The following is a 25,005-nucleotide window of genomic DNA, read 5'->3' on the forward strand; positions in this document are numbered from 1 at the left end:
TTCCTGGACGCCCGCGGCCGCTGGCCGGGGGCGATCCAGGACCGTGCACCAGCGTCGATCACAGGGTCCCGGATCGTCCTCCGGATCGGGTCCGGAGGACGATCCGGGAAGTCGGAAAGGAGAGAGTGTTCCGGCATCCTATTCAGGGATCGACCCAATCCGCGCGGTGGGTCCCGTCCGGTGCCCAGGTGAATCGCGCCCGCCGGTGCGGCTCGGCGCCGATCCACAGCCAGTCCCAGGCGTCCCAGCGCATCTCCAGCACCACTAACCGCTCCGGATCCCCGCCGTAGAGCGCCTGCCCCGACGGGCCGATCGCGCGCCAGCGCGCCGCGACCGCGCCCGCATCCTCGACCGCCCCGGCGCTGCCCGTCATGCGGAGCTGCTCGGCGGCCGCGTCGTCCCAGAAGGTCAGCGCCACCCGGGGATCCGCGGCGATCTCGCCGGGCTTGGCGGAGCGGGCGTCGGTGTAGATCTCCAGCCGCCGCCGCGCGGCCTCGACCGAGCGGACGACCACCACCCGGGCGCTCGGCCCATGGGGCGTCGACGTCGCCAGCACCGGCGTGCGCCAAGCGCCCCGGCGGGTCTCCGCCGCCGCCGTCAGCCGGGCCGCGATATGCGCCGCCAGGGCCTCCAGATCGTCGGGTGGCGCCGCCGTCATTCCTTGCGCGGCGCCGTGCGGGCCAGGATGAAGAACAGCAACGAGCACACCGTTGCGAACAGGATCATGGTCGACATGGCCGCATGGTCGTGGTCGCTCTGGAAGTAGCCCACCGCGACGGTGAAGCAGGCGCCGATCACCATCTGGCCGAAGCCCATCAGCCCGGAGGCCGCTCCGGCGATGGACGGGTTCACGCTGACCGCGCCGGAGATGCCGTTCGGCTGGCTCAGCCCGTTGCCGATGGCGACCACGCACATGGGCAGGAACACCACCATCGGGGTCACCAGCCCCATCATCATCAGGGCGAAGCCGGTCACCGAGCCGACCAGCGATACACCCACGCCCAGCGGGATCATCCGGTCGACGCCGAGCTTGCTCGACAGGCGGCTCGCCAGGAAATTGCCCGTCATGTAGCCGATCGAGATCAGCACGAAATAGAAGCCGTAGACCTCGGGCCCCTGGTGCAGCACCTCGATCATCACGTAGGGCGCGCCGGCGATGAAGGAGAAGAAGGCACCGACGGACATGGCGGTGTTGGCTGCGTAGCCGATATAGGCGCGCGAGCGCAGCAGGCTGCCGTAGTTCCGCAGCATGGCGGTCACGTCGATGCTCGGGATCGGCCGTACATTGGTTTCGTTCAGCCGGAACCAGGCGCCGCAGAACACCACCAGCCCGACGATCAGCGGCACCACGAAGGTCGCCTGCCAGCCGAACTGGGCATCGATGAGGCCGCCGATGGCGGGGCCCATGGCCGGTGCGACGGCCATGGCCATGGTGATGATGGCGATGGCGCTGGCCGCCCGGTCGCGGTCGTACACGTCGCGCACGATGGCGCGCCCCAGCACCATCCCGGCGCAGCCGCCGATGGCCTGCAGCACCCGGGCGAGGATCAGGCTCTCGATCGACCAGGCGAACATGCAGGCGATATTGGCGACGGCATAGACCATCAATCCGCCGAGCAGCGCCGGACGCCGGCCGAACCGGTCGGAGATCGGACCGTAGACGAGCTGCGCCACGCCGACCGCCACCAGGTAGGAGGTCAGCGCCAGCTGCACCATCGCGTAGTCGGTCTGGAACACGTCCACCAGACCCGGCATCGAGGGCACGAAGATGTTCAGCGCGAGCGGACCCGTGGCGGTCGCCACGATCAGGATCCAGATCGGCGGGGGAAGCGGTTTGTCTGACATGATGCCTTTTGGGCGAGGGTGGACGCCTAACTTAACGCCGATTTCAGGTTCGACCAGTGCTCTTGGTCGGATCAGTCCGTGCCGCCGGCCGCACCACCAGGGCGACGCCGATGGCGGTCACGGCGATGCCGGCGGCCCCCAGCAGACCGATCCGTTCGTCGAAGGCGAGCCAGGCGAGCACGGCGGTGGTGGGCGGCACCATGTAGAACAGGCTGACCACCTTCACCGCCTCGCCCAGGCGGATCATCACCATGAGCAGGGAGAAGGCGCCGATCGACACCACCACGCTCAGCCAGGCCAGCGACAGGGTGAAGGAGGGGACCCACTCCACCTCCATCGTCTCGAAGGCCAGGGCGCCGAGGATGGTGAGCCCGGCCGCCGTCAGGTTCTGGATGGCGCTGCCCGATGCCACGTGCATGGTGCTGGCGTAGCGCTTCTGATGGAGGGTGCCGACGCTGATCGCGATCAGGCCGGCGATGCAGGTCGCCAAGCCGATCGGGTCGATATGCGCCGCGTGCAGCCGCTCCTCCAGCACCATGGCGACGCCGGCGAGGCCCAGGGCGAGCCCGACCCATTGCCGCGCGGAGGTCCGCTCGCCCAGCAGGCGGCCGGCCAGCACGGCGGTCAGGATCGGCTGCAGCCCGACGATCAGCGAGGCGAGGCCCGCCGGCACGCCGCGATGGATCGCCACGAACACGCCGCCGAGATAGACGCCCTGGACCAGCGCACCGACCACCGCGATATGCCCGGTCTGGCGCCAGCTCGACGGCCAGGGGGCCGACAGAGCCCGGGCGATCAGCACGAACAGCAGGGTGACGAAGGCGAATCGGATCGCCAGAAACGTCATCGGCTCCGCATGGGGCAGGCCGAACTTGGCGCCGACGAAGGCGGAACTCCACAGCAGCACGAAGATCGGCGGGGCGATGTATCTGAGAGCGGTCATGCAGCCGTGCAGGATGGGAAGTCGCCGGAGCTGGGCGCGAGGAACGGTGTTCTCGCATCTTCCGCCCCGTCGTGCTATGAGTTCCGTGGGAGAGTGGGTCAAATTCGGAGTAAGTCAGGCCGCGAAGGTCGGCCGTAAACTGTGGAGTGCCTGGTCAGAATGACCTCGACCGCCCCTCTTACCCCCATCGGAACCGGGAACTTGCCGCCCCTCGGACCGCCTTCGGGCATCGGTTCGCGGTCGCGCGATGACGATTCCGCGCGGGTGACGGGCGGGACCGGTCAGGGCACCGACCCGGGACGGGGGACGACCGGCGCGCGCATCGCCGGATCCAGCGCCGGCCCTTCCGGTGCGCAGGGCGCCGACGGCCGCGCCGAACCGCTGCGACCTGGCCGGCCGCTGATCGGCGGCGGACCGTTCACCCTGGCGGTTGCCTTCGGGCTGCAGGCCGACCAGCAGTCGCAGACCGCGACCGCGGCCAGCGCCGACAGTCCGGCCCAGGCGGCCGAGATCGCCGCGCAGTCCTCCGCCGGACAGGATGCGGCCGGCGCCAACCAGCTTTCCGAGGAAGAGCAGAAGGTCGTCCGCGAGCTTCAGCAGCGCGACCAGGAAGTGCGCCGGCACGAGGCGGCGCATGCGGCGGCCGGCGGCGCACATGCAGGGTCGCCGACCTACACCTATCAGCGCGGGCCGGACGGCCGGCAGTATGCGGTCGGAGGTTCCGTCTCCATCGACACCTCGCCGGTGAAGGGCGACCCGGAAGCGACCCTGCAGAAGGCCCGGCAGATTCGCGCCGCCGCCCTGGCGCCGGCCGACCCCTCGGGGCAGGACAAGTCGGTCGCCTCCGCGGCCTCGGCCCTGGAACGCCAGGCCCAGGCTGAGATCTCCGCCGAGCGCCGCGCCGAGCAGACCGGAGAGGGCGAGGAGGGGACGGCCGAGCCGGCGACGGAAAGCCGGACCGTCGACGCCACGCCGGACGTCGGTGGCGCGGCTGCCGCCGAGGGCGCGGACGGCGTTGCCTCGGAACAGTCGGGCCAGACCCAGGGTCTGGGCGCCGCGTCGGGACCGTCGTCGCAGGGCGACACCACTCCGGCTTTCGGATTCTCTGGCGGCACGGACGGGGACGACGACGCGCCCGTGGGGCCGCGTCAATCCTCACCCTACGATCTCGCGGGGCTGGTCAGCCGGGCCTCCACCGGGTTCGACAACCGCACTCCGGCCCCGCAGCTCGTCTCCATCTCGGTCTGACGGACAGGCGCGTCCTTTTTTCTCCCTTCCCCCCATCCGACTTCCTGGACGGTCCCGAAGGGCCGATCCAGGATCGTGTTCGGGCGCCCGTCCCAGGGTCCTGGATCGGCCCTTCGGGACCGTCCAGGAAGTCGGTAATGGGGAGAGAAGGGGAGTGGGGGAGAGAACGAACGCCGATCGGAGACGCTACTGCGTCTTCTTCTCGGCTTCTTCCGTCGCTGCCGGATCCCGGGGTTCCAGCATCGTGGGATCGAAACCCAGACACTCCTTGAAGCTGTCCGCCGTCTGCTCCGGCGCCTCGGAGCAGGTGTAGAACGTATTGCGGCAGGCGGTGTAGTCGGTCTCGGTCCCGCTGAACCGCAGGTCGTCGCACAGCTCGGAGAACCGCCGGGCGATCAGTGAGAAGCTCTCGGTCTGGTCCTCGACGGAATCCTTCTCCGGATTGAGCGCCCGGACCCGCAGGAACTGGGCGATCGCCTGGTTCGCGCGGTTCAGGGTCAGCTCCGCCGTCTGGCGCTCGCCGAGCAGGGTGAAGTAGGTCACGTGGATGGTCTCGCCCAGCATCATCTGGCGCAGGACCGGCGGAATGAAGCCCTCGCGTGCATCGCCCCAGATGATGAACTGCACGTCCCGTCCGCCCACTCGGTACAGGGTCGGCTCGCTGCTCACCTCCAGCGCCTTCAGCTCTTCCAGGTCGATCGGATCGTTCTCGTCGATACGGTAGGTCGGCAGGTGGTCGGGGGTGAGCTGCGCCTGGGACGAGCGCGGCAGGGAGAACTGTCCCCAGATCGAGTTGTCCTTCATCCGCATCAGCTTGAAACGGTAGCCGTCGCGGGTCAGGATCCGCGCCTCCAGGATCGGCCGGGTGGCGAGCGGGTCCTCGATCACCTCCACGTACCACTGGATGCGCTGGGCCTGCGCCTCGCGCGCGCCGAGGGCGGGCAGGGCGGCGAGAACCGCCAGAAGGATGAGGAAGATCCTCGCCAGGGGCATGTGTCCGGCGCTCCGCGTGCCGTGGGAGGGAGAAGGCTGGCGCCATGATAGCGGGCCGCACCGGGTCTGACGATCTTTCCGACCGGGCTCCGGTGCCGGCGTTAACCCGATCTAAACCGCCGGTACGGTAGCGTGACAGGCTTCCGGCTGGTAGGATACGGACATGGCGATCACCAACGGCATCTACAGCGCGCTCAGCGGTGCCACGGCGGCAACCCGGCGGTTCGACAATTCGGCGGCCAATGTCGCGAATCTGGAGAGCGTTTCGGCGCCGAACGGCTCCACCGCATCCGTGGATGCGGCGGGCAACCCGCTGTTCCGTCCGCAGCGGAGCGTGGACAGCACGACGACCACCGGCGGCGTGCGCTCGACCCAGCAGCTCGTCGATCCGACCTCGGTCCAGCGCTACGATCCGGACGCGCCGGACGCCGATGGCGAGGGCCTGGTGAACCGGCCGAACGTCTCCCTGGAGAACGAGGTGGTCGACCAGATCGCCGCGCAGAAGCAGTTCGAGGCGAACCTGGCCACGATCAGGACCGCCGACGAGCTGTTCGAGTCCACGCTGGATATCCTGGGTTAAGGCCCGGACGGGTTTAGCTTTCTCTAAAAAATATCCGACTTCCTGGACGGCCCGCAGGGACGATCCAGGACCCTATGAAGGGCGCCCGAACACGATCCTGGATCGACCCTGCGGGCCGTCCAGGACGTCGGTTGGGGGTAGGAGGAGAAAACGGAAGCGAACCCCGCTCAACCCTTCTCCGCCAGCGCTTTGTTCGCCGCGCGGAAGGGGAGCATCACGCATTCCCAGCGCGACTTTGCCGCCCGCACCGGAGAGAAGGCCGAGAGCGCCGTCCAGGGAAGGGTTTCCGATCCGCCGGCCAGATAGGCCTCCACCGCCTTGGCCACGTCGGGCAGGGCGCCGGCATCCTGGCCGATTACGTTGTCGGCGATCATCGCAATCGACGCCTGGCACAGGGCGCAGCCCTGCACCTTGGCGCCGACGGCCGTCACCGTGCCGCCCTCCAGGGTCAGGTCCACCGTGATGCGGTCGCCGCAGACCGGGTTGTCGACCCGGGCGGTGACGGTCGGCGCCTCCAGCCGGGGCAGGGCGCGGCCGGACCGGGCCAGGGCGACGATCTCGTCCTGATACAGCGCGTCGCTCATTCCCCGGCCTCTCCGGTCGTTCCCCGGGCCTTCGCCAGCGCTTCCGGCGTGTCGATATCGGTCAGCACCGACTCGTCGTCGACCTCGATCTCCACCATCAGGTCCTCGTGATTGCCGATCAGGTGGCGTGCGCCGACATCGCCGGACACCCGGGCCATCTCCTCGAAGAACCGCTTGGCGAACAACACCGGATTGCCGCGCTTGCCGCGCCGGGTCGGCACGACGATGGCACGGCCCTCCACCGGGTCGAAGGCGGCGATCATCCGGTCGATGATGGCGGTGCTGACCATCGGCATGTCGCCGAGGCAGATGATGACCCCGTCCAGATCCTCGCCGACCGCGTTGAGACCGGTCTTCATGGAGGTGGACAGCCCCTCGGCATAATCCGGGTTGTAGGCGTAGGACGGCTTCAGGTCGGCAAGGCACGCCCGCACCGTGTCGGCCTCGTGGCCCAGCACCACGGTCATCGACGCCGCCTTGGACCCGGCGACCGCCTCGGCCACGTGACGCACCAGGGGCTTGCCGTCCAACTCGGCCAGCAGCTTGTTCTCCGCCCCCATCCGCCGGGACTGGCCGGCGGCGAGCACGATGGCGGCGATCTTCGGCGCCCGCGCCGTCGCGGTGTCGCCCTCGCCGCTGCTGGAGCGCCGGCGCGAGCGCGGCATCGGCCGGGTCGGAATGTCCTTCAGCAAACCGCCGACCCCCATCCGGCCGATCTCGGCCCGGCCCACGGGCACGTCGGCGATCAGCCGCTGCAGCACCCAGTCGAAGCCGTTCAGCTTGGGCGAGCGGGCGCAGCCGGGCAGGCCGACCACAGGCACGTCGCCGATCCGGCCGATCAGCATCAGGTTGCCTGGATCCACCGGCATGCCGAAATGCTCGACGATCCCGCCGGCCTGCTCGATGGCGGCGGGGACCACATCGCGCCGGTCGACCACGGCGGAGGCGCCGGAGACCAGGACCAGCCGGGCGCCCTTGTTCATCGTCTCGTCGATCGCCTTGGCCAGGGCCTCGGTGGCGTGGTCGCAGCGCACCTCGTGGCAGATCTCGCTGGCCATGCCGTGCAGCCGCGCCCGGGTGACCTCCATGGTGCTGTCGAGCACGCTCTCCTTGGTGCCGGGCAGGCGGGACTGCACCAGCCCCACCGGCGTCGACTCGTAGGGCTTCAGACGGACCATCGGCTGGTCGCGGCGGCCGATCTCCTCGGTCAGCAGCACCCGGTCGCCGGCGACGGCGAAGGAGATGATCTTCAGGGTGCCGATCATCTGGCCTTCCTCCACCGCCTGATAGGGCGGCACCAGGGCCAGGGTGATCGCCTCGTCCACCAGGTTGAAGGCTTCGAGCCGCACCGGGTCGTAGAGCACGACGCCGGCGGTCTTGGCATAGAGATTGGCGCGGCCGGTGAAGGCGGCGCTGACGGTCGTGCCCTCGCCGGCCAGGGCGGCAACCAGCCGGTCGGCGGCGGCATCCTCGGCCACGTCGCCGTCTTCCAGCCGGGCGGCGATCACGCTGGTGAAGCCGGCCTCGCGCAGCAGGGCGACGTCGTCGGCGTCGAGCACGCGGCCTTTCTTCAGGCTGCGCTTCTCCAGGCGGCGGGAATGGGCCAGCACGGCCCCCTCGGCCTGCTCCAGCGGGGTGTCACCGAATATCACGGTCGATGCTCTCCAAAAGCGCCGAGGTCAGGCGGCGGCCGCCACGATCGGCTTGGCGTGCAGCACGGCGGTCAGCTCGGCCAGCACCGAGATGGCGATCTCGGCCGGCGAGACGGCGCCGATATCCAGCCCGGCGGGGGCGTGGATCCGGCCGATGGTGGCGTTGTCGAATCCCATCTCCTTCAGCCGCTCGACCCGCTTGGCATGGGTACGTCGGGAGCCCAGACAGGTGATGTAAAAGGCGTCCGACTTGAGTGCGACCTCTAGGGCCGGGTCGTCCAGCTTCGGGTCGTGGGTCAGCGTCACGATGGCCGTGCGGTTGTCCGGCTTCAGGGCTTCCATCGCCTCGTCAGGCCAGTCGTCCATCAGGGTGACGCCGGGAAAGCGTTCCGCCGTGGCGAAGCTGGCGCGCGGATCGACCACGATGACCTCGTAGCCGGCAATAGAGGCCATCGGCACCAGGGTCTGGGTGATATGCACCGCACCGACGACGATCAGCCGCAGCGGCGGGTTGTGGCAGTCGAAGAACCAGCGGGTATTGCCCAGCTCTGCCACGCCGCTCTTGTTGTCGCGCAGCCGGTCGCGGGCTTCCTTCACGACGGCGTCCGGCAGATCGCCGTCCACCTTGTCGGCATAGACCAGGGCCTGGGTCTTGCCGTCGAGGCCGTCGACCAGGGTCACCGGGGTCTTCGAGCGGCGGGCGGTCTGCAGCTTGGAGAATATGTCGGCGCGCATGGCTCAGGCCTCCATCCGCTCGACCCAGACCTGGACGTTGCCGCCGCAGGCGAGGCCCACATCCCAGGCCTGCTCGTCGCTGACGCCGAAATCCATCAGCCGCGCATCGCCGCCTTCCATAATCTCGAAGGCCTCCTTGATGACCGCGCCCTCGATGCAGCCGCCGGAGACGGAGCCGACCATGGCGCCGTCGCCGTCGATCACCAGGCGCGAGCCCACGGGTCGGGGCGAGCTGCCCCAGGTCTTCACCACGGTGGCGAGCGCCACCTTGCGGCCTTCGGACAGCCACCCTTCGGCGGTGCCCAATACGTCGTCGATGCTGGCGAACGGTGTCGGATCGGTCATGGCTCCACGCCCTCCACGGTCAGATGCGCCCGGATCTAGTGAGATTGAGACTGTCGAACCTCTTCTTCGACCCGGCGCAGGTTGGCGAGCCAGTCGTCCATCCCCTCGCGCCGGCGCAGGGACGGCCGGCCGATGGCTTCCGCCAGTTGCTCCAGGCTATCGAGAGAATGCACCGGCCGGAAGTCGTCGACATGGGGAAGGATAGCCCGCACACCCTGAGATTTGGGGGCGAAACCGTCGTAGCGCAACAAGGGATTGAGCCAAATCAGCCGTCTGCACGACTTATGGAGTCGGTCCATTTCCCCGGCCAGTCCGGCGCCGACCTCCCGGTCGAGCCCGTCGGTGATCAGCACGACAATGGCGCCCTGGGTCAGCACCCGGCGGCCCCAGAACCGGTTGAACTCGTGCAGGCAGTGGCCGATGCGGGTACCGCCGGACCAGTCGTTGACCACGTCGCCGACCTGGACCAGCGCCTCGTCCACATCCGTGTGCTTCAGGTAGCGGGTGACGTTGGTCAGCCGTGTGCCGAACAGGAAGGTGTGCACCCGGTCGCGGTCGTTGGTGATGGCGTGCATGAAATGCAGCAGCATCCGCGAGTAGCGGCTCATGGAGCCGGAGATGTCGCACAGCACCACCAGCGGCGGCCGGCGTGTGCGCTGCTTGCGGCGCTGCAGGGCGATCTCGTCGCCGCCCGAGCGCATGGTTGCCGACATGGTGCGGCGCAGGTCGAGGCGCAGGCCGTGCGGGGAGGGGCGGAAACGGCGGGTCTTGATCTCGGCGATGGGCAGGCGCATGTCGCGGATCACCTGCTTGGCGCGCAGGATTTCCTCCGCCGTCATCTTCTCGAAATCCATCTCGCGCAGCAGTTCCCGGTCCGACCAGGTCATCGCCGCGTCGAGCTCGATCTCCTCTTCCTCCGGCTCCTGCGGGTCCGCATTGCCGGGGTTCTCGGATTTCAGCGCCTCGGCCAGGCGCCGGTTCATCTCCTGGCCCTTCTCCTTGTCCTCGTCGGCATCGCCGCGGAACTCGGGCAGGATCATCTGCAGCATGCGCTCCAGCAGGCGCGGATTGCGCCAGAACACGTGGAACGCCTGGTCGAAGATCTCGCGCTGGTCGCGGCGGTTCACGAAGACCGCGTGCAGGGTCCAGTAGAAGTCGCGCCGGTTGGTGATGCCGGCCACGCGCACCGCCTCGACCGCGTCCAGCACCTTGCCGGGTCCCACGGGCAGGCCGGCCGCGCGCAGGGTGCGGCCGAAATGCATGATGTTCTGGATCAGCTTGCCGCCGCCCTCGGCCCCGGCATCGGGGAGGGAATAGTCGGGCGGGCTCAGATCGTCGGGCATGTCCGGCCCCTTACGCGACCGCCGCCGCACCCGCCAGCTCGGCCTTGATCTGGTTCAGGATGCGGGTCGCTTCGTGACCCTGGATCTTGGCGATGTCGTCCTGGTACTTCAGCAGGACGCCCAGGGAGTTCTCGATCGCCTCCGGGCTCAGCGCCAGATGGTCGAGCTGCACCAGCGCATGCACCCAGTCGATGGTCTCGGCCACGCCCGGCACCTTGAACAGGTCGAGCTTGCGCAGCTCGTGGACGAAGGCGACGACCTGCTTGGACAGGTCTTCCGGCGCGCCCGGCGCCTTCACCTTGAGGATCTCCAGCTCGCGGGCGGCCGAGGGATAGTCGACCCAGTAGTAGAAGCAGCGGCGCTTCAGCGCGTCGTGGATCTCGCGGGTCCGGTTGGAGGTGATGATCACGATCGGCGGGGTCTTGGCGACCTGCGGGCCGAGTTCGGGGATCGTCACCTGGAAGTCGGACAGCACCTCCAGCAGGAAGGCCTCGAACGGCTCGTCGGTGCGGTCCAGCTCGTCGATCAGTAGGACCGGCGCGCCGGCTTCGTCTTCCTCCAGGGCCTGGAGGATCGGACGCTTGATCAGGAAGCGCTCGTCGAAGATGTCCTTGGCCAGGGCATCGCGGTCCGCACCGCCGGCGGCCTCGGCCAGGCGGATCTCCACCATCTGGCGGGCGTAGTTCCATTCGTAGACGGCGGAGGAGACGTCGAGGCCTTCGTAGCACTGCAGGCGAATCAGCTTTCGCCCGAGGGTCTCGCTCAGCACCTTGGCGATCTCGGTCTTGCCGACGCCGGCCTCGCCCTCCAGGAACAGCGGCCGGCCCAGGCTCAGCGCCAGGTGCAGAGCCGTGGCGAGCGACCGGTCGGCGACATATCTGCCGGCGCCCAGAAGCTCGAGGGTGGCATCAACGGATTTCGGCTGCTCTAGGGCCATCGGGCAATCCATGGGAAGTGGGAGTGAGGGTCGGCTCGCCGCCGCATGGGTACGGACATAGCATTTGGACCCGCCCTCTGCCAGGGGCGGCGGCCCGACTCAATCGCTGCCGCCGGTCTCGGCCAGCTTCCCGCCGGCCTCGGTCGCGGCGAGCAGCGGGGCGATCGACGGGTGGGGAAAGCTGCGCCGGGCAACGATCGCGTAGAAGCTCTCGGTGATGTCGAGCGGGAAGGGCGCAGGGCGCACGATGCCCTGCTCGATCTCGTCTGCCAGCACCACGGCGGGGGCCGCGGCGACGCCGACGCCCTCGCGGGCGAGCAGGCGGACCATCGCCATGTCGTCCACCTCGGCGGCGATCCTCGGCGTCACCGCGAGGCGGGAGACGAGACTGTCGAATCCGGTCCGCACCGAGCTTTCGGTCGGCAGGATCATCGGTTCCCGCGCCAGGACGTCCCTCAGGCTGGCATGCTGCAGCCGTCCGGGCACGGCGTACAGGCCGACCGGCTGTCCGGCGATCCGATGGGCCACGAGATCGGCGAACCGGTCCGCCGGCGGGGCCTGGGTTGTCAGCACGATATCCAGCGCCAGGGCCTGCAGGGCCTCCAGCAGCGCCGCGTTGTTGCCGGAGGACAGGATCAGGTCGATCTCGCCCGCGGCGACGATCGGGCGCAGGAAGCGGAGCTGGAAGTTGCGCGACAGCGTCGATTGGGCGCCCAGGCGCAGGGGACGCACGGCACCGTCGCGCTGCTCGAGGGCGGCGACGAGTTCGTCGCCCGCCTGGAAGATCCGGCTGGCGTGGTCGAGGGCGATGCCGCCGGCCTCCGTGAGGACCAGCCGACGGCCGACCCGCTCGAACAGCGGATGGCCCAGCCGTTCCTCCAACTGGCGGATCTGGGTCGACAGAGCCGATTGGGACACGTTCAGACGGCTCGCCGCCTGGGTCAGGTTTCCGACCGTCGCGACTTCGTGGAAGTACCTGAGATGGTGATAGTTCATCCGATCCATGGTCGGATTATAGAACGGATTCGAAAAACGATCTGTTTTTTCGAACAGCTGGTGCAGAAGCGCTCCGAGACCGCAGTTGTGGTCCCGGAGAGTGGATATCTTACGGCCAGTACCGCCCCGTCGCGGCCACGATCATGGTGATCATGCCAAGGCCAAGGTTCACGTGGACGATCTTGCGGATCAGGACGAGCCGCGTTCCGGCCTGCTCGAAATCGCCGGCATCGACCGCGTTGCGGAACTTCGGCCAGACGGCGAAGCGCAGATGGCCGTACATCAGCATCATCAGGAGGCCGACACCGTTCATGATGTGAATGTGGATGCCGGCATTGGCGAACCCGCCCAGGACGACAAACAGCATCGCGTATCCCGTCGCCAGCAGGGTGAGCACGCTGATCGACACGAACAGGAAGAACCGGTCGAACACCCGGCGCCAGAGCCGGGGGCGTTCGGGTGCCGGCTCGATGCCGCCGACCGCCGGTCGCAAGACCACGTAGGCGAAGAACATACCGCCGACCCAGACGGTCGCGGCAACAATATGGAGGGCTAGGAGAACCGTCATCGTCATTTTGCGTTGCCTCTCATGGGCGGGGTCCAGGCCGCATGCTAGCGGCTTGGGGCGCCCTGATCGATCATTCACTCGGAGGGCGCCCGTTGGCTCACCCGTCCGACAGGACATTGGAGCCGCCATTGCCAGATACCAACCCGCCCACCCCGAAGGCTGTTCAGGAACATTTCGGTCATGCGATCAGTTCGGTCGTGGGAGACCGCCGCCTGCTCGTGCCGCTGTGGCTGCTGGCCGCTGTGGCCACCGTCTTCTTCTTCCGCGAGGCCGAGCCGTTTCTGGCACCTGTCCTGGGCAGTGCGGTGCTTGCCATCGCGCTGAGCCCGATCACCCGCTTCCTGGAGCGCAGCGTGGGCCTGGGCCGGGGGTTCGCCGCTCTGATCTCCATGGTGCTCGCCGCCGGCGTGGTGGCGGCGGCGCTGTGGATCCTGATCCCGGCCGCCGATAACTGGCAGGACAGGCTTGCCGATCTGGCGGAGCAGGCGGAACGCAAGCTGTTCCCGATCAGCAACACGATCGACGAGGTGAAGAAGGCGACGGAAAAGGTCGGCGAGGCCGCGCATCTGTCCAATGGCGACCAGCAGAGAATCGTGGTCGATACCGACGGCAGTTATCTCAGTCAGGTTCTCGGCGGCGCGCCGTTCGCCGTCATCCAGATCCTGACCACCGCGATCGTCTCGTTCTTCTTCCTGCGCGAGCGGCGCTGGCTGCTGCGCAGCGGCATCGCCTTCTTCGCCACCTACAAGGAACGCTATCGGATGGCCCAGATCGCCCGGGAAATCCGGCGCAACGTGGGCAGCTATTTTCTCATCCAGATCGCCATCTCCTCGGGCGTGGGCCTGGTGACCGCGCTGAGTTTCTGGGCCATCGGCATGCCCGCGCCGGCCACATGGGGCGGCGCCATCGCCGTGGCCAACTTCGTGCCGTTCATCGGCCCGTTCCTGATCGCCGTGATGTCCTTCGTCGGCGGCCTGGCCACCTTCGACACGCTGCAGATGTGCTTCCTGCCGCCGGCGATCGTCTTCGCCGTCAATGCGGTGGAGGAGAACGTCGTCATTCCCATGGTCATGAGCAGCCGATTCTACACCAGCCCGGTCGTGATCATCCTGGCGGTCCTGTTCGGCGCCTGGATGTGGGGAACGATCGGCGGCGTGCTGGCGGTGCCGTCCGCTGTCATCGTGCTGTCGGCCCTGCGCCGCTGGCGCGAGACCGAGGAGGTCGAGGAGGACCTGAACTCCGACGAGGTCGACGACTGATCCGGCAGGGGGTGAGCGGTGGTGGGAGAAGAACTCTCGCCGCCGCTCCCCCGACGGGAAGAATTCTGTACGGGAAAGCGTCCGGTCCGTGCGGAACCGTAACCTCGTTCGAGGCGACCCAACGAAAGAACCCCCGGCCACGCAGTGACCGGGGGGCGTTTCTGTCAGATATCGGGGTCGAGACGTGGTGGCGGCCCGTGGTCCGGGGAGCGACCGATCTCTAGCGGCGTCGGCCGGTGAGGATGCCGATGGCGACCAGACCGCCGATCAGCAGCAGCGGCGATACCGAGCTGCCGAGCTGCTCGCCCAGACGATAGGCGTCCTGTACGGCAGCGGAGGAGGCGGAGCCCGGGACGGGGCCCGCACCGGTCGGCGGGGGTGTGCCCGCCACGTTCCGCCACGCCGTGCCGGTCGCGGTCGGGTGGACGTAGCGTCGCCGGCTGGTGGCGATCATCAGCACGCCCACGGCGACGATAAACGTCACCGCGGCCCAGATCCCCAGAGACGCCGCCAGACCGACATGGTTGGCGGTTTCGATCACCGCCGCCGAGAGGCCGAGACCGGCGGCTCCCAGCAGCAGAGTCGTGCCCGCAAACGCGATGAGCCCGCGCCGAAAAGCCAGAGCGGCTTCGGCGCGGGCGATGGCTGTGAGCCCGGAGAGCATCGGGAACCGCCTAGCGGCGCGACCACATGCCGAGCAGCATGCCGACGCCGAAGGCCGCCAGAACGGAGGTGGTCGGGTTGGCGACGATCACGCCGTTGACCTTCTCGTGGGCTTCCTCGGCCTGGTCGCGGACCTCGCCGGCGGCGGCGCGGGCGCGGTCGGCGGTCTCGTACGCCTTCTGGCGTACGCCGTCCCGCACGGCCGCGGAGCCGTGGGTGGCAAGGGAGGAGACGGCGTCGGTCAGCCCTTTGAGGTCCTCTCGCAGCACGCGGAGCTGCTCCTCGACATTTGCTTCGGACGCCTTAGCGGCTTGGGCCGATTGACTCGCTTGAGACATCGTGGATGCTCCTGATTGGGTGAAAGCTGACAAGGGAACGTTTCAGCCGCCCATCGGTTTCATGTTGGGGACGATGTCCCTGAAGGAATCCCAAGTTCGTGTATGCTGATCGATAGTCTTATCGGTTTGTGTGGCGGGCAAGATGACGCAACAGGAGCCGATCATGGCCGACACACCCGCACCGGAGGCCCGCAGCCGCCGCCGCTTCAGCGATGCGACCGCCCTGGCCGCCGCCCTGCGGCCGAGCTATCCGGTCTATTGCTTCCGGCCGCACAAGGTCCGGGCCGTCGCCCGGCATTTTGTGGCGACCTTTCCGGGCAAGGTCGTCTACGCGGTGAAGTGCAATATCGAGCCGCGTGTGCTCGGCTGGCTGGCCGAGGCCGGGGTGACCGCCTTCGACACCGCCTCCCTGACCGAGATCGCCGCGGTGCGGGAGCGGCTGCCCGATGCCGACGCCCTGTTCATGCACCCGGTGAAGAGCCGTGCCGCCATCCTGGCCGCCGACCGGGTCTACGATGTGTCGACCTACTGCGTCGATTCCATGGCCGAGCTGGAGAAGGTGCTGCAGGTCGCCCGGCGCCGCGACCTGAAGATCTTCGTGCGCGTCGCCACCCCCGGTGGCGGGGCGGCGTTCGAGCTGTCGATCAAGTTCGGCGCCACCCAGGCCGAGGCGGTGGAGATCCTCGACCGGGTGGCGGAGGAGGGGCTGCAGGCCGGCATCGCCTTCCATATCGGCTCGCAATGCCTGAACCCGCGCGCCTTCCGCACCGCCTTCGCCGTCATCGCCGAGGTATGGCGCGGCACCAAGGCGGATGTGCGCGAGATCGACGTGGGCGGCGGTTTTCCCGTCGCCTATGCCGGCCAGCCGGTGCCGCCGCTGGAGGATTTCGTCACCGAGATCGTCGAGGGACGACGCGAGGCGGGGATCGACGAGGATGTCGCCCTGCTGTGCGAGCCCGGCCGCGCGCTGGTGGCCGACGGCTGCTCGATGCTGTGCCAGGTGCATCTGCGCAAGGGCGACCGGCTCTATCTGAACGACGGCGTCTACGGCAATCTGTCGGAACCGTACTGGTCGCGGGTGCGTTTACCGGCACGACTGATCCGGCCGGACGGTATCAACGGCGGGCCCAGCGATGCGCCGATGCAGGACTTCACGATCTTCGGTCCGACCTGCGACGGCAACGACCTTCTGCCCACCCCGTTCCGGCTACCGGCGGACGTGGCGGAGGGCGATTGGATCGAGGTTGGTCAGATCGGAGCCTATGGAGCGGCCCTTGCGACACGATTTAACGGCTTCTTCGCCGACGCGCAGGTTGAACTCGGCGACGAACCGCCGGACACTGCCTAACGATCTTAAAGTCTATTGGGTTTCCGACCATGCGTCCTAGCGCTGGCAGCTTTCCCTTCACCGACCACAACGGCACGGTCTGGCTCGCATTCCAGGATTTCGGCGAGCGCTCGCGCGAGCGTGTGGTGGTCTGCGTCCACGGTCTGACCCGCAACGGCCGGGACTTCGACCGGCTGGCCATCGCCATGGCCAAGGATTACCGGGTGGTCGAGGTCGACATCGCCGGCCGTGGCCGATCCGGCTGGCTGGCCGACAAGACCGAGTACAACTACACCACCTACCTGAAGCACATGGATGCGTTCTTCCAGTATCGCGGCCTGGAGGAATGCGACTTCATCGGCACCTCCATGGGCGGGATCATCGGCATGATGCTGGCCGCCCGCGAGGAGTCGCCGATCCGCCGGCTGATCCTCAACGATGTGGGGCCGGTGATCTCCGGCGAGGCGCTGAGCCGGCTGGGCACCCATGTGGGCGAGGACCCACGCTTCAAGAACCTCCAGGAGGCGGCCGCCTACTTCAAGGAGGTCTATGCGGATTTCGGGATCCCCGACGACCTCGCCTGGTCCGACCTGACCCTGCATTCTGCGATCCGCCAGGAGAACGGCACCTACGCGCTGCATTACGATCCGGCCATCGGCGACGTGTTCACCGAGGACATGCCCGACGTGAAGCTTTGGGACATCTGGGACAACGTGCGCTGCCCGACCCTGGTGCTGCGCGGCGAGCACTCCGAGATCCTGACCCGCGAGACCGCCGAGCGGATGACGCGGTCCGGCCCAAAGGCCGAGGTCGTGGAGTTTCCCGGCGTCGGCCATGCGCCGTCGCTGATGACCGAGGAGCAGATCAAGGTCGTCCACGACTGGCTGCGCTCGTTCGACGAGAAAGACGAGGAGGACGACCTCGCCGATGCCGGTTGAGATCGGCGTCCAGCCGTTCCGCCAGCGTTTTCCCTGGATCGGTGGGGATCTTCAGACCCTGCGGGATGTGATCGTCGGCGGTAGCGAGCCGGTACCGGCGGCGCATACCGAGGCGCAGCGCTTCGAGATGCCGGACGGGACCGGCGATACCCTGACCGGAGTTCTCGACCGGCCGGCACGTCCGGTGGACGGGCTGCCTCTGGTGGTGCTGATCCACGGTCTCACCGGTTCGGCGGAGAGCACCTATGTGCGGCGCTCGGCGCGGTCTTTCCTGGAGGCGGGGTTCGTCACCCTGCGCCTCAACCTGCGCGGCGCCGGCACGAGCCGGCCGCTCTGCCGTCAGCAGTACCATTCCGGCCGCAGCGCCGACCTTGCGGCGGTGATCGACCGGCTCCAGGGGCCGGACGGCATCGCGGCGGAGGGGGTGACCCTGGTCGGCTGGTCCCTGGGCGCGAACATGCTGCTCAAGGCCGTGGCGGAGTTCGGAGCCGGGAAGCGGGTGCGGGGCGCGGTGGCGATCTCCGCGCCGATCGACTTGGCGGCCACGGCCCGGCATTTCACCGCGCGCCGCAACACCGTCTATCACCGCCATCTGCTGGCCGCGATGCGGGCGGAGATGGCGGCGGTCCCGGGCGGGCTGGCGCAGAGCGATCGGGCGCGGCTGGCGGCGGTTCGGTCGGTGATCGCCTTCGACGACGCGTTCACCGCGCCGCGCAACGGGTTCGCCGATGCGGCGGACTATTACGCGCGGAATTCGGCGAGCGGCTTCCTGGCGCGGATCGCAGTGCCGACCCGGGTGATCCACGCCCTGGACGATCCGTGGATCCCGCCGGAGATGTATCGCGCGGTGGATTGGGAGCGCTGCCCCGCGGTGCACGCCACCCTGACCCGCCACGGCGGCCATGTGGGCTTCCACGGGCAGCAGGGCGTCTGGTCGGATGCGGAGGCCGTGCGGTTTCTTGCGGGTCTCTGAACCTAACACAAGAACACTCCCCGGCCTTGTGCCGGGGCGAGGCGGGGGACCGGACGGGCGTCGAAGGTTTCTCCCCTGAACCACGCCTGCTGACACCTTGCCCCGGCACAAGGCCGGGGAGTGAGGTGAGGGAGGAAAGGGGGAGAGCGCTCCCCCCTATTTCAGCCGCTTGGCCGCCTCGACGGCGAAGTAGGTGAGAATCCCGTCGGCGCCGGCGCGCTTGAAGCCCATCAGGCTCTCCATCATCGCCCGCTCGCCGTCGATCCAGCCGCGCTCGGCCGCGGCCATGATCATCGAATACTCTCCCGATACCTGATAGGCGTAGGTCGGCACCCCGAACGTGTCCTTCACCCGGCGCACGATGTCGAGATAGGGCATGCCCGGCTTCACCATCACCATGTCCGCACCCTCGGCGATGTCCAGCGCCACCTCGCGCAGGGCCTCGTCGGAATTGGCCGGATCCATCTGGTAGGTCGATTTCGACGCCGAGCCCAGGGTCGAGGCCGACCCCACCGCCGCGCGGAACGGCGCGTAGAAGCCCGAGGCGTACTTCGCCGCGTAGGACATGATCAGCACGTTCTGGAACCCGGCCTCGTCGAGCCCCTTGCGGATCGCGCCGACCCGGCCGTCCATCATGTCCGACGGCGAGATGATGTCGCAGCCGGCACTGGCCTGCAGCACCGACTGGCGGACCAGGATCTCCACCGTCTCGTCGTTCAGGATGGAGCCGTCCTCCAGCAGCCCGTCATGGCCGTGGCTGGTGAACGGGTCGAGGGCGGCGTCGCACATCACGCCGAGGGTCGGCACGGCGTTCTTCACCGCCTCGACCGCCTGGCAGACCACGTTGTTGTCGGCCACGGCGTAGCTGCCCTGGGCGTCCTTCAGCTCGCCTTCCACATAGGGGAACACGCCCATGACCGGGATGCCGAGATCGGCCGCCTCGCGTGCCACCTCGGCCAGCTCCGACACGGAATAGCGCATCACGCCCGGCATGCTCTCCACGGGAATCCGCGGTTGGTCGCCGGCATGGACGAAGACCGGCCAGATCAGGTCGTTCACACTCAGCGCGTTCTCCGCCACCATCCGGCGCGACCAGTCGGCCTGGCGCGGCCGGCGCAGGCGGGTGGTCGGATAGCCGGTGGACGGCGCGATCAGGGTCTTGGGGCGGCCGTTGAAGGGCATGGCGTCCTCGTTCGTCTTGTTGTTGCGCCTGAGTGTAAGCGTCCCATCTAGCGATGCAACGGCGCCGACGCCCGGTTGACCTTGGGGCACCGTTGACTTGCCGCGGCGCGGTTCAGAATATCCCGCGCCGCCCCGGTCGGTAAGCCACGCACCGCATGCCCGGCCCGACAGCCGCTCGGAAACAACCCCGGCGCAACCCCGCAGGAGGGACTCAGATGGACTTCCAACTCAGCGAAGAGCAGCGCGCGATCCAGGATATGGCCCGCTCCTTTGCCGCCGAGCGGCTGGCGCCGAACGCGGCCGAATGGGACGAAAAGGCCCATTTCCCGGTCGATGTGCTGAAGGAACTGGCGGAGTTGGGCCTCGGCGCGATCTATGTGCGCGACGATGTCGGCGGCTCGGGGCTCGGCCGGCTCGACGCGGCGATCGCCTTCGAGGAACTGTCGGCCGGCTGCGTGTCCACCGCGGCATTCCTGTCGATCCACAACATGGTCGCCTGGATGGTCGACAGCTACGGCAGCGATGAGATCCGCCAGCGCTTCTTGCCGAAGCTCGCGTCCATGGAGCAGATCGCCAGCTACTGCCTGACCGAGCCGGGGGCCGGGTCCGACGCGGCGGCGCTGAAGACCCGGGCGGAGAAGGTCGGCAATTCCCACTACGTGCTGAACGGCGGCAAGGCCTTCATCTCCGGCGGCGGCACCAGCGACGTCTATGCCGTGATGTGCCGTACCGGCGAGGAGGGACCCAAGGGCATCTCCTGCATTCTGGTGGAGAAGGACACGCCGGGACTTTCGTTCGGCGAGAACGAGAAGAAGCTCGGCTGGAACAGCCAGCCGACCGCCATGGTCAATTTCGACGACTGCAAGGTGCCGGCGGAGAATCTGGTCGGGGCCGAGGGGCAGGGGTTCCGCATCGCCATGGCCGGACTGGACGGCGGGCGAATCAACATCGCCGCCTGTTCGCTGGGCGGCGCGCGGGCGGCGCTGGACGCTTCCCTGGCTTACGTGAAGGACCGCAAGGCCTTCGGCCAGGCGATCGCCGACTTCCAGGCGACCCAGTTCCGCCTCGCCGACATGGCGACCGAGCTGGAGGCCGCCCGGCTGATGGTGCACCGGGCCGCGGCGAGTCTCGACGCGAAATCTCCCGAGGCCACCCAGCACGCCGCCATGGCCAAGCGCTTCGCCACCGATATCGGCTACCGCATCGTCGACGAGGCATTGCAGCTTCATGGCGGTTACGGGTACCTGAAGGACTACCCGATCGAGCGGCTGCTGCGGGACCTGCGCGTGCATCGGATCCTGGAAGGGACCAACGAGATCATGCGGGTCATCATCGCCCGCAAGCTGCTGGCCAATTGAGACCACCCATATCTGACCCCTGCCGGAGACGGACGTGAGCGACGAGATCAAGTTTTCCACCGATGGCGGCCTCGCGACCGTCGAGATGACCCGTCCCAAGGCGCTGAACGCCCTGACCCATGGCATGGTCAAGGAGATGGCGGCCAAGCTCGAGGACTGGGAGCATGACGACGCCATCGGCGCCGTGGTGATCAAGGGCGAGGGCGAGAAGGCGTTCTGCGCCGGCGGCGACGTCCGCGCGGTGTGGCGGTCGGTGAAGGAAGACAACGGCGGCGAGCCGTCGGAACTCTCCAAGTGGTTCTTCTTCGACGAGTACCGGCTGAACCACCAGATCCACGCCTTCTCAAAGCCCTTCGTGGCGCTGCTGGACGGCGTGACCATGGGCGGCGGCGTCGGGGTGTCGATCCACGGCTCGCACCGCATCGCCACCGAGCGGCTGATGTTCGCCATGCCGGAGACGGCGATCGGCCTGTTCCCGGATGTGGGCGGCGGCTGGTTCCTGCCGCGCCTGCCGGGCGAGACCGGAACCTATCTGGCGCTGACCGGGGCGCGTCTGGATGCTGCCGGCGCCTGCGCGCTGGGCATCGCCACGCACTACGTTCCGTCGAGCCGCCTGGAAGGGTTCGAGGCCCAACTCGCCTCCGCCCTGGCCATCGGCGCCCAGGGCCGTACCGCGGTGAACGACGTGCTGGAGCGGCTGTCGGAGCCGGCCGGCGAGGACCCGCTGGCGCCGCACCGGGCGCTGATCGACGCGTGCTTCAAGCCGAACTCCGTCGAGGAGATCATCGACGCCCTGTCGGCGGACGGATCCGACTTCGCCATCGAGACCCGCGACAGCCTGCTGCACAAGTCGCCGACCAGCCTGAAGATCAGCCTGGAACTGATGCGCCGCGGCCGGGAGGCCTCGAACCTCGCCGACGTGCTGCTGCTGGAATACCGGCTGTCCCAGGCCTGCATGGCCGGGCACGATTATTACGAGGGCATCCGATCGGTGCTGGTCGACAAGGACCACGATCCGAAATGGCAGCCGGCCACCCTGGCGGAGGTCGGAGACGACATCGTGGCGGCGCATTTCAAAGCGCCCGCGCAAGGGGACTGGTCCCTGGCTTGACCGCGCGCCGGGGAGCCTTGAGCATGGCCGGCACGCAGTAGCGACAAGAACACTTGGGTCCTTGGGAGGGACGACATGGCGACGATCGGTTTCATCGGGCTCGGCAACATGGGCCTGCCCATGGCCATCAATCTGGTCAAGGCGGGGCACGCGGTGCGCGGCTTCGATCTGTCATCGGATCAGATGAACGCCCTCAAGGACTCGGGCGGAGAGATCGCGGGTTCGGCGGCGGAATGTGCCGAGTCGGTGGAGGTGGTCGTCACGATGCTCCCCGCCGGCCCCCAGGTGAAGGCCGTCTACGGCGAGTCGATTCTCGCAAAGGTAGCGGAGGGGACGCTGCTTATCGATTGCTCGACGATCGATGTGGCGACCGCCCGCGAGGTCGCCGGGCAGGCCGCCGAAAAGGGGCTGGAGATGATCGACGCGCCGGTCTCCGGCGGCACGACCGGGGCCGAGGCCGGGACCCTGACCTTCATGGTCGGCGGATCCGAAGCGGCGTTCGAGCGGGCCAAGCCGATCCTTGAGGCGATGGGCAAGACCATCGTGCTGACCGGCGACAGCGGCACCGGCCAGGCCGCCAAGGTCTGCAACAACATGATGCTGGCGATCAACATGATCGGCCAGTGCGAGGCCTTCGCAATGGCGGAAAAGCTGGGCTTGGACACCGCCAAGCTGTTCGCCATCAGCGCCAAATCCTCCGGTCAGAGCTGGGCCATGACCACCTACTGTCCGGTGCCGGGCCTCGTCGAGACCGCGGCGTCCAACCGTGGCTTCAAGCCGGGGTTCTCGGCGGCGATGATGCTCAAGGATCTGGGCCTGTCTCAGGACGCGGCCGAGCAGGTGCATGCCCAGACTCCGCTCGGTGCGGAAGCCCTGCAATTGTTCCGGGACTTTGTCGACCGGGGCAACGCCGATGTCGATTTCTCGGGCATCATCAACATGATCCGGGGCGATGGTGATTTCTAATTAACTGAAACGAGTTGCGTGTGTAGACGTGTTGGTCTAGACCCGTTGGTGGATGCGCGTCTCCGATGGTACCGGTTGCAGGGGCGAGTAGCGGCGGGATTATGGCGATGACAATGACGGATGATGTGACGGACCTTCGCCGCGAGTATTTGGATGCGATCAAGCTGATCGAACGTCTTCACCGCCAGTTTCTGGAAGTGGTGAAGACCGAGCTGGATCGTATCGGCGTCGAGGACATCAATAACATTCAGGCGCTGATCCTGTTCAATATCAGCGACGAAGAGCTGACGGTCGGCGAACTCACGAACCGCGGCTACTACCTGGGCTCCAACGTGTCGTACAACGTGCGCAAGATGGTCGAGAACGGCTATCTGGTGCAGGAGCGCTCCACCCATGACCGCCGTTCGATCCGCGTGCGTCTGTCCGACAAGGGCCTGGCGCTGTGCAAGGAGATCGACGCCATGTTCGAGCGCCATGCCAAGGCGCTGCCGGGCGTGCCGGTCGAGGCGGGCAACCTTAAGGTCGCCAGCACGTCCTACCGCGATCTCGAGCGGTTCTGGATCTCGCTGCTGAATTTCGGCCTGCGCGGCGTCTGAGACTTTCCGGCCGTTCAGGCCTCTTCCAGTCTGCCAGTTGCCTGACACTTTCCGAGACCCGGCCGGGCGAGAGCCCTTTGGCCGGTTTTCTCTTGGACAGGGCTTGGGCGCTTTTCTAGAGTGCGCCGCATCGCGCCCTGGGCTCTGTTGCCAGGGACGCGCGGATCCGCGCCGGCCGGCGCGTCACCTGTTGTAGCCGAGGAACTCGATGCGCCTGTCCCGCTATTTCCTGCCGACCATGAAGGACACGCCCCGCGAGGCGGAGATCGTGTCGCACCGCCTCATGCTGCGGGCGGGAATGATGCAGCAGTCCAGCGCCGGCATCTATTCCTGGCTCCCGCTCGGCTTCAAGGTGCTGAAGCGGATCGAGCAGATCGTGCGCGAGGAGCAGAACGCCGCGGGCTGGAACGAGGTCCTCATGCCGACCATCCAGCCAGCGGACCTGTGGCGCGAAAGCGGCCGTTACGACGATTACGGCAAGGAGATGCTCCGCATCACCGACCGGCACGAGCGCGACATGCTCTACGGGCCGACCAACGAGGAGCAGATCACCGACATCTTCCGCACCCATGTGCGCAGCTACAAGGAGCTGCCGGGCCGGCTCTATCACATCCAGTGGAAGTTCCGCGATGAGGTGCGTCCCCGTTTCGGCGTGATGCGCGGCCGCGAGTTCCTGATGAAGGACGCCTATTCCTTCGACCTGGATCTCGAGACGGCCAAGGCCAATTACAATCGCCAGTTCGTCGCCTATCTGCGCACGTTCGACCGGCTCGGCCTGAAGGCGATCCCGATGGCGGCCGACAGCGGCCCGATCGGCGGCGACATGAGCCACGAGTTCATCATCCTGGCCGAGACCGGCGAGAGCGAGGTGTTCTGCCATAAGGACTGGCTGACCACCGACGCGGTGCCGGCCGATGTCGACTACGAGGGAGACCTGCAGCCGATCGTCGACGCCTGCCTGGCGCGCTATGCCGCCACCGACGAGAAGCACGATGCGGCCGCCTGTCCGGTCGAAGCGGCGGATCTGGTGAACACCCGCGGCATCGAGGTCGGCCACATCTTCTATTTCGGCACCAAGTATTCCGATCCGATGGGCGCCAAGGTGGCGGGACCGGACGGCAAGGACACCGTGGTCCATATGGGCTCCTACGGCGTCGGCGTCTCCCGTCTGGTCGGCGGCATCATCGAGGCGTGCCACGACGAGAACGGCATCGTCTGGCCGGAAGAGGTGGCACCGTTCCACATCGGCCTGGTCAACCTGAAGGTCGGCGACGCCGCCTGCGACGCCGCCACCGAAGACCTGTATGCCAAGCTCGGCAAGGCCGGGGTCGAGGTGCTGATGGACGACAGCAACGACCGGCCGGGCGCCAAGCTGGCCACCATGGACCTGATCGGACTGCCCTGGCAGATCGTCGTCGGGCCGCGCGGACTCGCCAACGGCGTGGTCGAGGTTAAGAACCGCAAGTCGGGCGAGCGCGAGGAGATGTCGCCGGAGGCCGCGCTGAACCGGTTCGCCGGCTGAGCG

The 25,005-nt window shown here is 67.9% G+C and carries 26 protein-coding genes; 11 read left to right on the forward strand and 15 right to left on the reverse strand.

Annotation, left to right across the window (positions count from 1 at the left end):
* Positions 1 to 142: 142 nt before the first annotated feature.
* Genes T8K17_RS16365 through T8K17_RS16375 form a run of 3 tightly spaced genes read right to left on the reverse strand, consistent with a single transcriptional unit; the run spans position 143 to position 2,788 of the window.
* Positions 143 to 658 carry a pyridoxamine 5'-phosphate oxidase family protein gene (locus T8K17_RS16365; RefSeq protein ID WP_322330804.1) on the reverse strand — a complete coding sequence of 172 codons (516 nt, stop codon included), beginning with the start codon at positions 656 to 658 and terminating at the stop codon, positions 143 to 145.
* On the reverse strand, positions 655 to 1,845 hold the full coding sequence (locus T8K17_RS16370) for a multidrug effflux MFS transporter (protein ID WP_322330805.1): 1,191 nt from the start codon (positions 1,843 to 1,845) through the stop codon (positions 655 to 657). Before T8K17_RS16370 ends, T8K17_RS16365 begins: the two co-directional genes overlap by 4 nt.
* A 43-nt stretch (positions 1,846 to 1,888) precedes the next feature.
* Entirely contained in the window at positions 1,889 to 2,788 is a 900-nt protein-coding gene (locus T8K17_RS16375) for a DMT family transporter (protein ID WP_322330806.1), read from the reverse strand.
* Positions 2,789 to 3,052: 264 nt separating this feature from the next.
* On the opposite strand from T8K17_RS16375, the gene T8K17_RS16380 reads away from it, so the two are divergent.
* A complete protein-coding gene (locus T8K17_RS16380) occupies positions 3,053 to 4,036 on the forward strand; it encodes a putative metalloprotease CJM1_0395 family protein (protein ID WP_322330807.1) in 984 nt (327 codons plus the stop codon).
* A gap of 186 nt (positions 4,037 to 4,222) precedes the next feature.
* On the opposite strand, the gene T8K17_RS16385 is transcribed toward T8K17_RS16380, so the two are convergent.
* On the reverse strand, positions 4,223 to 5,029 hold the full coding sequence (locus T8K17_RS16385; protein ID WP_322330808.1) for a hypothetical protein: 807 nt from the start codon (positions 5,027 to 5,029) through the stop codon (positions 4,223 to 4,225).
* A 163-nt stretch (positions 5,030 to 5,192) separates the two neighbouring features.
* Between T8K17_RS16385 and T8K17_RS16390 the strand changes: the two genes are divergently transcribed.
* Entirely contained in the window at positions 5,193 to 5,609 is a 417-nt protein-coding gene (locus T8K17_RS16390) for a flagellar basal body rod protein FlgC (RefSeq protein WP_322330809.1), read from the forward strand.
* Positions 5,610 to 5,776: 167 nt separating this feature from the next.
* Here the strand turns inward: T8K17_RS16390 and T8K17_RS16395 are convergent, their stop codons facing one another.
* From T8K17_RS16395 to T8K17_RS16430, 8 genes are all read right to left on the reverse strand, one after another.
* Positions 5,777 to 6,193, reverse strand: coding sequence for an iron-sulfur cluster assembly scaffold protein (locus tag T8K17_RS16395; RefSeq protein WP_322330810.1), 417 nt, complete (start codon positions 6,191 to 6,193; stop codon positions 5,777 to 5,779).
* Positions 6,190 to 7,845, reverse strand: coding sequence for a molybdopterin-binding/glycosyltransferase family 2 protein (locus T8K17_RS16400; protein WP_322330811.1), 1,656 nt, complete (start codon positions 7,843 to 7,845; stop codon positions 6,190 to 6,192). Before T8K17_RS16400 ends, T8K17_RS16395 begins: the two co-directional genes overlap by 4 nt.
* A 27-nt stretch (positions 7,846 to 7,872) precedes the next feature.
* Complete coding sequence (locus T8K17_RS16405) at positions 7,873 to 8,580, reverse strand: XdhC family protein (protein WP_322330812.1); 708 nt, start codon at positions 8,578 to 8,580, stop codon at positions 7,873 to 7,875.
* Between the two features lie 3 nt (positions 8,581 to 8,583).
* On the reverse strand, positions 8,584 to 8,925 hold the full coding sequence (locus T8K17_RS16410; protein WP_322330813.1) for an XdhC family protein: 342 nt from the start codon (positions 8,923 to 8,925) through the stop codon (positions 8,584 to 8,586).
* A 35-nt stretch (positions 8,926 to 8,960) separates the two neighbouring features.
* A complete protein-coding gene (locus T8K17_RS16415; RefSeq protein ID WP_322330814.1) occupies positions 8,961 to 10,268 on the reverse strand; it encodes a VWA domain-containing protein in 1,308 nt (435 codons plus the stop codon).
* A 10-nt stretch (positions 10,269 to 10,278) separates the two neighbouring features.
* Positions 10,279 to 11,205, reverse strand: coding sequence for a MoxR family ATPase (locus T8K17_RS16420; RefSeq protein WP_322330815.1), 927 nt, complete (start codon positions 11,203 to 11,205; stop codon positions 10,279 to 10,281).
* Between the two features lie 99 nt (positions 11,206 to 11,304).
* The gene (locus T8K17_RS16425) at positions 11,305 to 12,210 is read right to left on the reverse strand and encodes a LysR family transcriptional regulator (protein WP_322330816.1); all 906 of its coding nucleotides are present in this window, start codon (positions 12,208 to 12,210) and stop codon (positions 11,305 to 11,307) included.
* Positions 12,211 to 12,310: 100 nt separating this feature from the next.
* Complete coding sequence (locus T8K17_RS16430) at positions 12,311 to 12,775, reverse strand: CopD family protein (RefSeq protein ID WP_322330817.1); 465 nt, start codon at positions 12,773 to 12,775, stop codon at positions 12,311 to 12,313.
* A 122-nt stretch (positions 12,776 to 12,897) separates the two neighbouring features.
* Here T8K17_RS16430 and T8K17_RS16435 point away from each other — a divergent pair, with 122 nt between their 5' ends.
* On the forward strand, positions 12,898 to 14,028 hold the full coding sequence (locus T8K17_RS16435; RefSeq protein WP_322330818.1) for an AI-2E family transporter: 1,131 nt from the start codon (positions 12,898 to 12,900) through the stop codon (positions 14,026 to 14,028).
* A 220-nt stretch (positions 14,029 to 14,248) separates the two neighbouring features.
* Here T8K17_RS16435 and T8K17_RS16440 read toward each other — a convergent pair whose 3' ends face one another.
* Complete coding sequence (locus T8K17_RS16440; RefSeq protein WP_322330819.1) at positions 14,249 to 14,692, reverse strand: hypothetical protein; 444 nt, start codon at positions 14,690 to 14,692, stop codon at positions 14,249 to 14,251.
* A 10-nt stretch (positions 14,693 to 14,702) separates the two neighbouring features.
* Positions 14,703 to 14,960, reverse strand: a complete 258-nt coding sequence (locus T8K17_RS16445; protein WP_322330820.1) for a hypothetical protein — start codon at positions 14,958 to 14,960, stop codon at positions 14,703 to 14,705.
* A gap of 232 nt (positions 14,961 to 15,192) precedes the next feature.
* Here T8K17_RS16445 and T8K17_RS16450 point away from each other — a divergent pair, with 232 nt between their 5' ends.
* From T8K17_RS16450 to T8K17_RS16460, 3 genes are read left to right on the forward strand one after another with little or no spacing between them, the layout of a single operon-like run.
* On the forward strand, positions 15,193 to 16,377 hold the full coding sequence (locus T8K17_RS16450) for an alanine racemase (protein WP_322330821.1): 1,185 nt from the start codon (positions 15,193 to 15,195) through the stop codon (positions 16,375 to 16,377).
* Positions 16,378 to 16,406: 29 nt separating this feature from the next.
* Positions 16,407 to 17,294 carry an alpha/beta hydrolase gene (locus T8K17_RS16455; protein ID WP_322330822.1) on the forward strand — a complete coding sequence of 296 codons (888 nt, stop codon included), beginning with the start codon at positions 16,407 to 16,409 and terminating at the stop codon, positions 17,292 to 17,294.
* Positions 17,284 to 18,267: a YheT family hydrolase gene (locus tag T8K17_RS16460; RefSeq protein ID WP_322330823.1), complete on the forward strand. Its 984-nt coding sequence runs from the start codon at positions 17,284 to 17,286 to the stop codon at positions 18,265 to 18,267. Before T8K17_RS16455 ends, T8K17_RS16460 begins: the two co-directional genes overlap by 11 nt.
* A gap of 156 nt (positions 18,268 to 18,423) precedes the next feature.
* Here T8K17_RS16460 and hemB read toward each other — a convergent pair whose 3' ends face one another.
* Positions 18,424 to 19,449: a porphobilinogen synthase gene (gene hemB, locus T8K17_RS16465; protein WP_322330824.1), complete on the reverse strand. Its 1,026-nt coding sequence runs from the start codon at positions 19,447 to 19,449 to the stop codon at positions 18,424 to 18,426.
* 215 nt (positions 19,450 to 19,664) lie between these two features.
* Here hemB and T8K17_RS16470 point away from each other — a divergent pair, with 215 nt between their 5' ends.
* The 5 genes from T8K17_RS16470 to proS all read left to right on the forward strand — a co-directional run bounded on the left by T8K17_RS16470 (position 19,665) and on the right by proS (position 25,002).
* Positions 19,665 to 20,807 (forward strand): isobutyryl-CoA dehydrogenase, encoded by a 1,143-nt coding sequence (locus tag T8K17_RS16470; RefSeq protein ID WP_322330825.1) that lies wholly within the window; start codon positions 19,665 to 19,667, stop codon positions 20,805 to 20,807.
* A gap of 34 nt (positions 20,808 to 20,841) precedes the next feature.
* Positions 20,842 to 21,918, forward strand: a complete 1,077-nt coding sequence (locus tag T8K17_RS16475) for an enoyl-CoA hydratase/isomerase family protein (RefSeq protein WP_322330826.1) — start codon at positions 20,842 to 20,844, stop codon at positions 21,916 to 21,918.
* Between the two features lie 75 nt (positions 21,919 to 21,993).
* The gene (mmsB, locus tag T8K17_RS16480; protein WP_322330827.1) at positions 21,994 to 22,884 is read left to right on the forward strand and encodes a 3-hydroxyisobutyrate dehydrogenase; all 891 of its coding nucleotides are present in this window, start codon (positions 21,994 to 21,996) and stop codon (positions 22,882 to 22,884) included.
* A gap of 107 nt (positions 22,885 to 22,991) precedes the next feature.
* Positions 22,992 to 23,480 carry a MarR family winged helix-turn-helix transcriptional regulator gene (locus T8K17_RS16485; protein ID WP_322330828.1) on the forward strand — a complete coding sequence of 163 codons (489 nt, stop codon included), beginning with the start codon at positions 22,992 to 22,994 and terminating at the stop codon, positions 23,478 to 23,480.
* Positions 23,481 to 23,688: 208 nt separating this feature from the next.
* On the forward strand, positions 23,689 to 25,002 hold the full coding sequence (gene proS / locus T8K17_RS16490) for a proline--tRNA ligase (protein WP_322330829.1): 1,314 nt from the start codon (positions 23,689 to 23,691) through the stop codon (positions 25,000 to 25,002).
* The last annotated feature ends 3 nt before the right edge of the window (positions 25,003 to 25,005 follow it).

Source organism: Thalassobaculum sp. OXR-137, assembly GCF_034377285.1.
Taxonomy (GTDB): domain Bacteria; phylum Pseudomonadota; class Alphaproteobacteria; order Thalassobaculales; family Thalassobaculaceae; genus Thalassobaculum.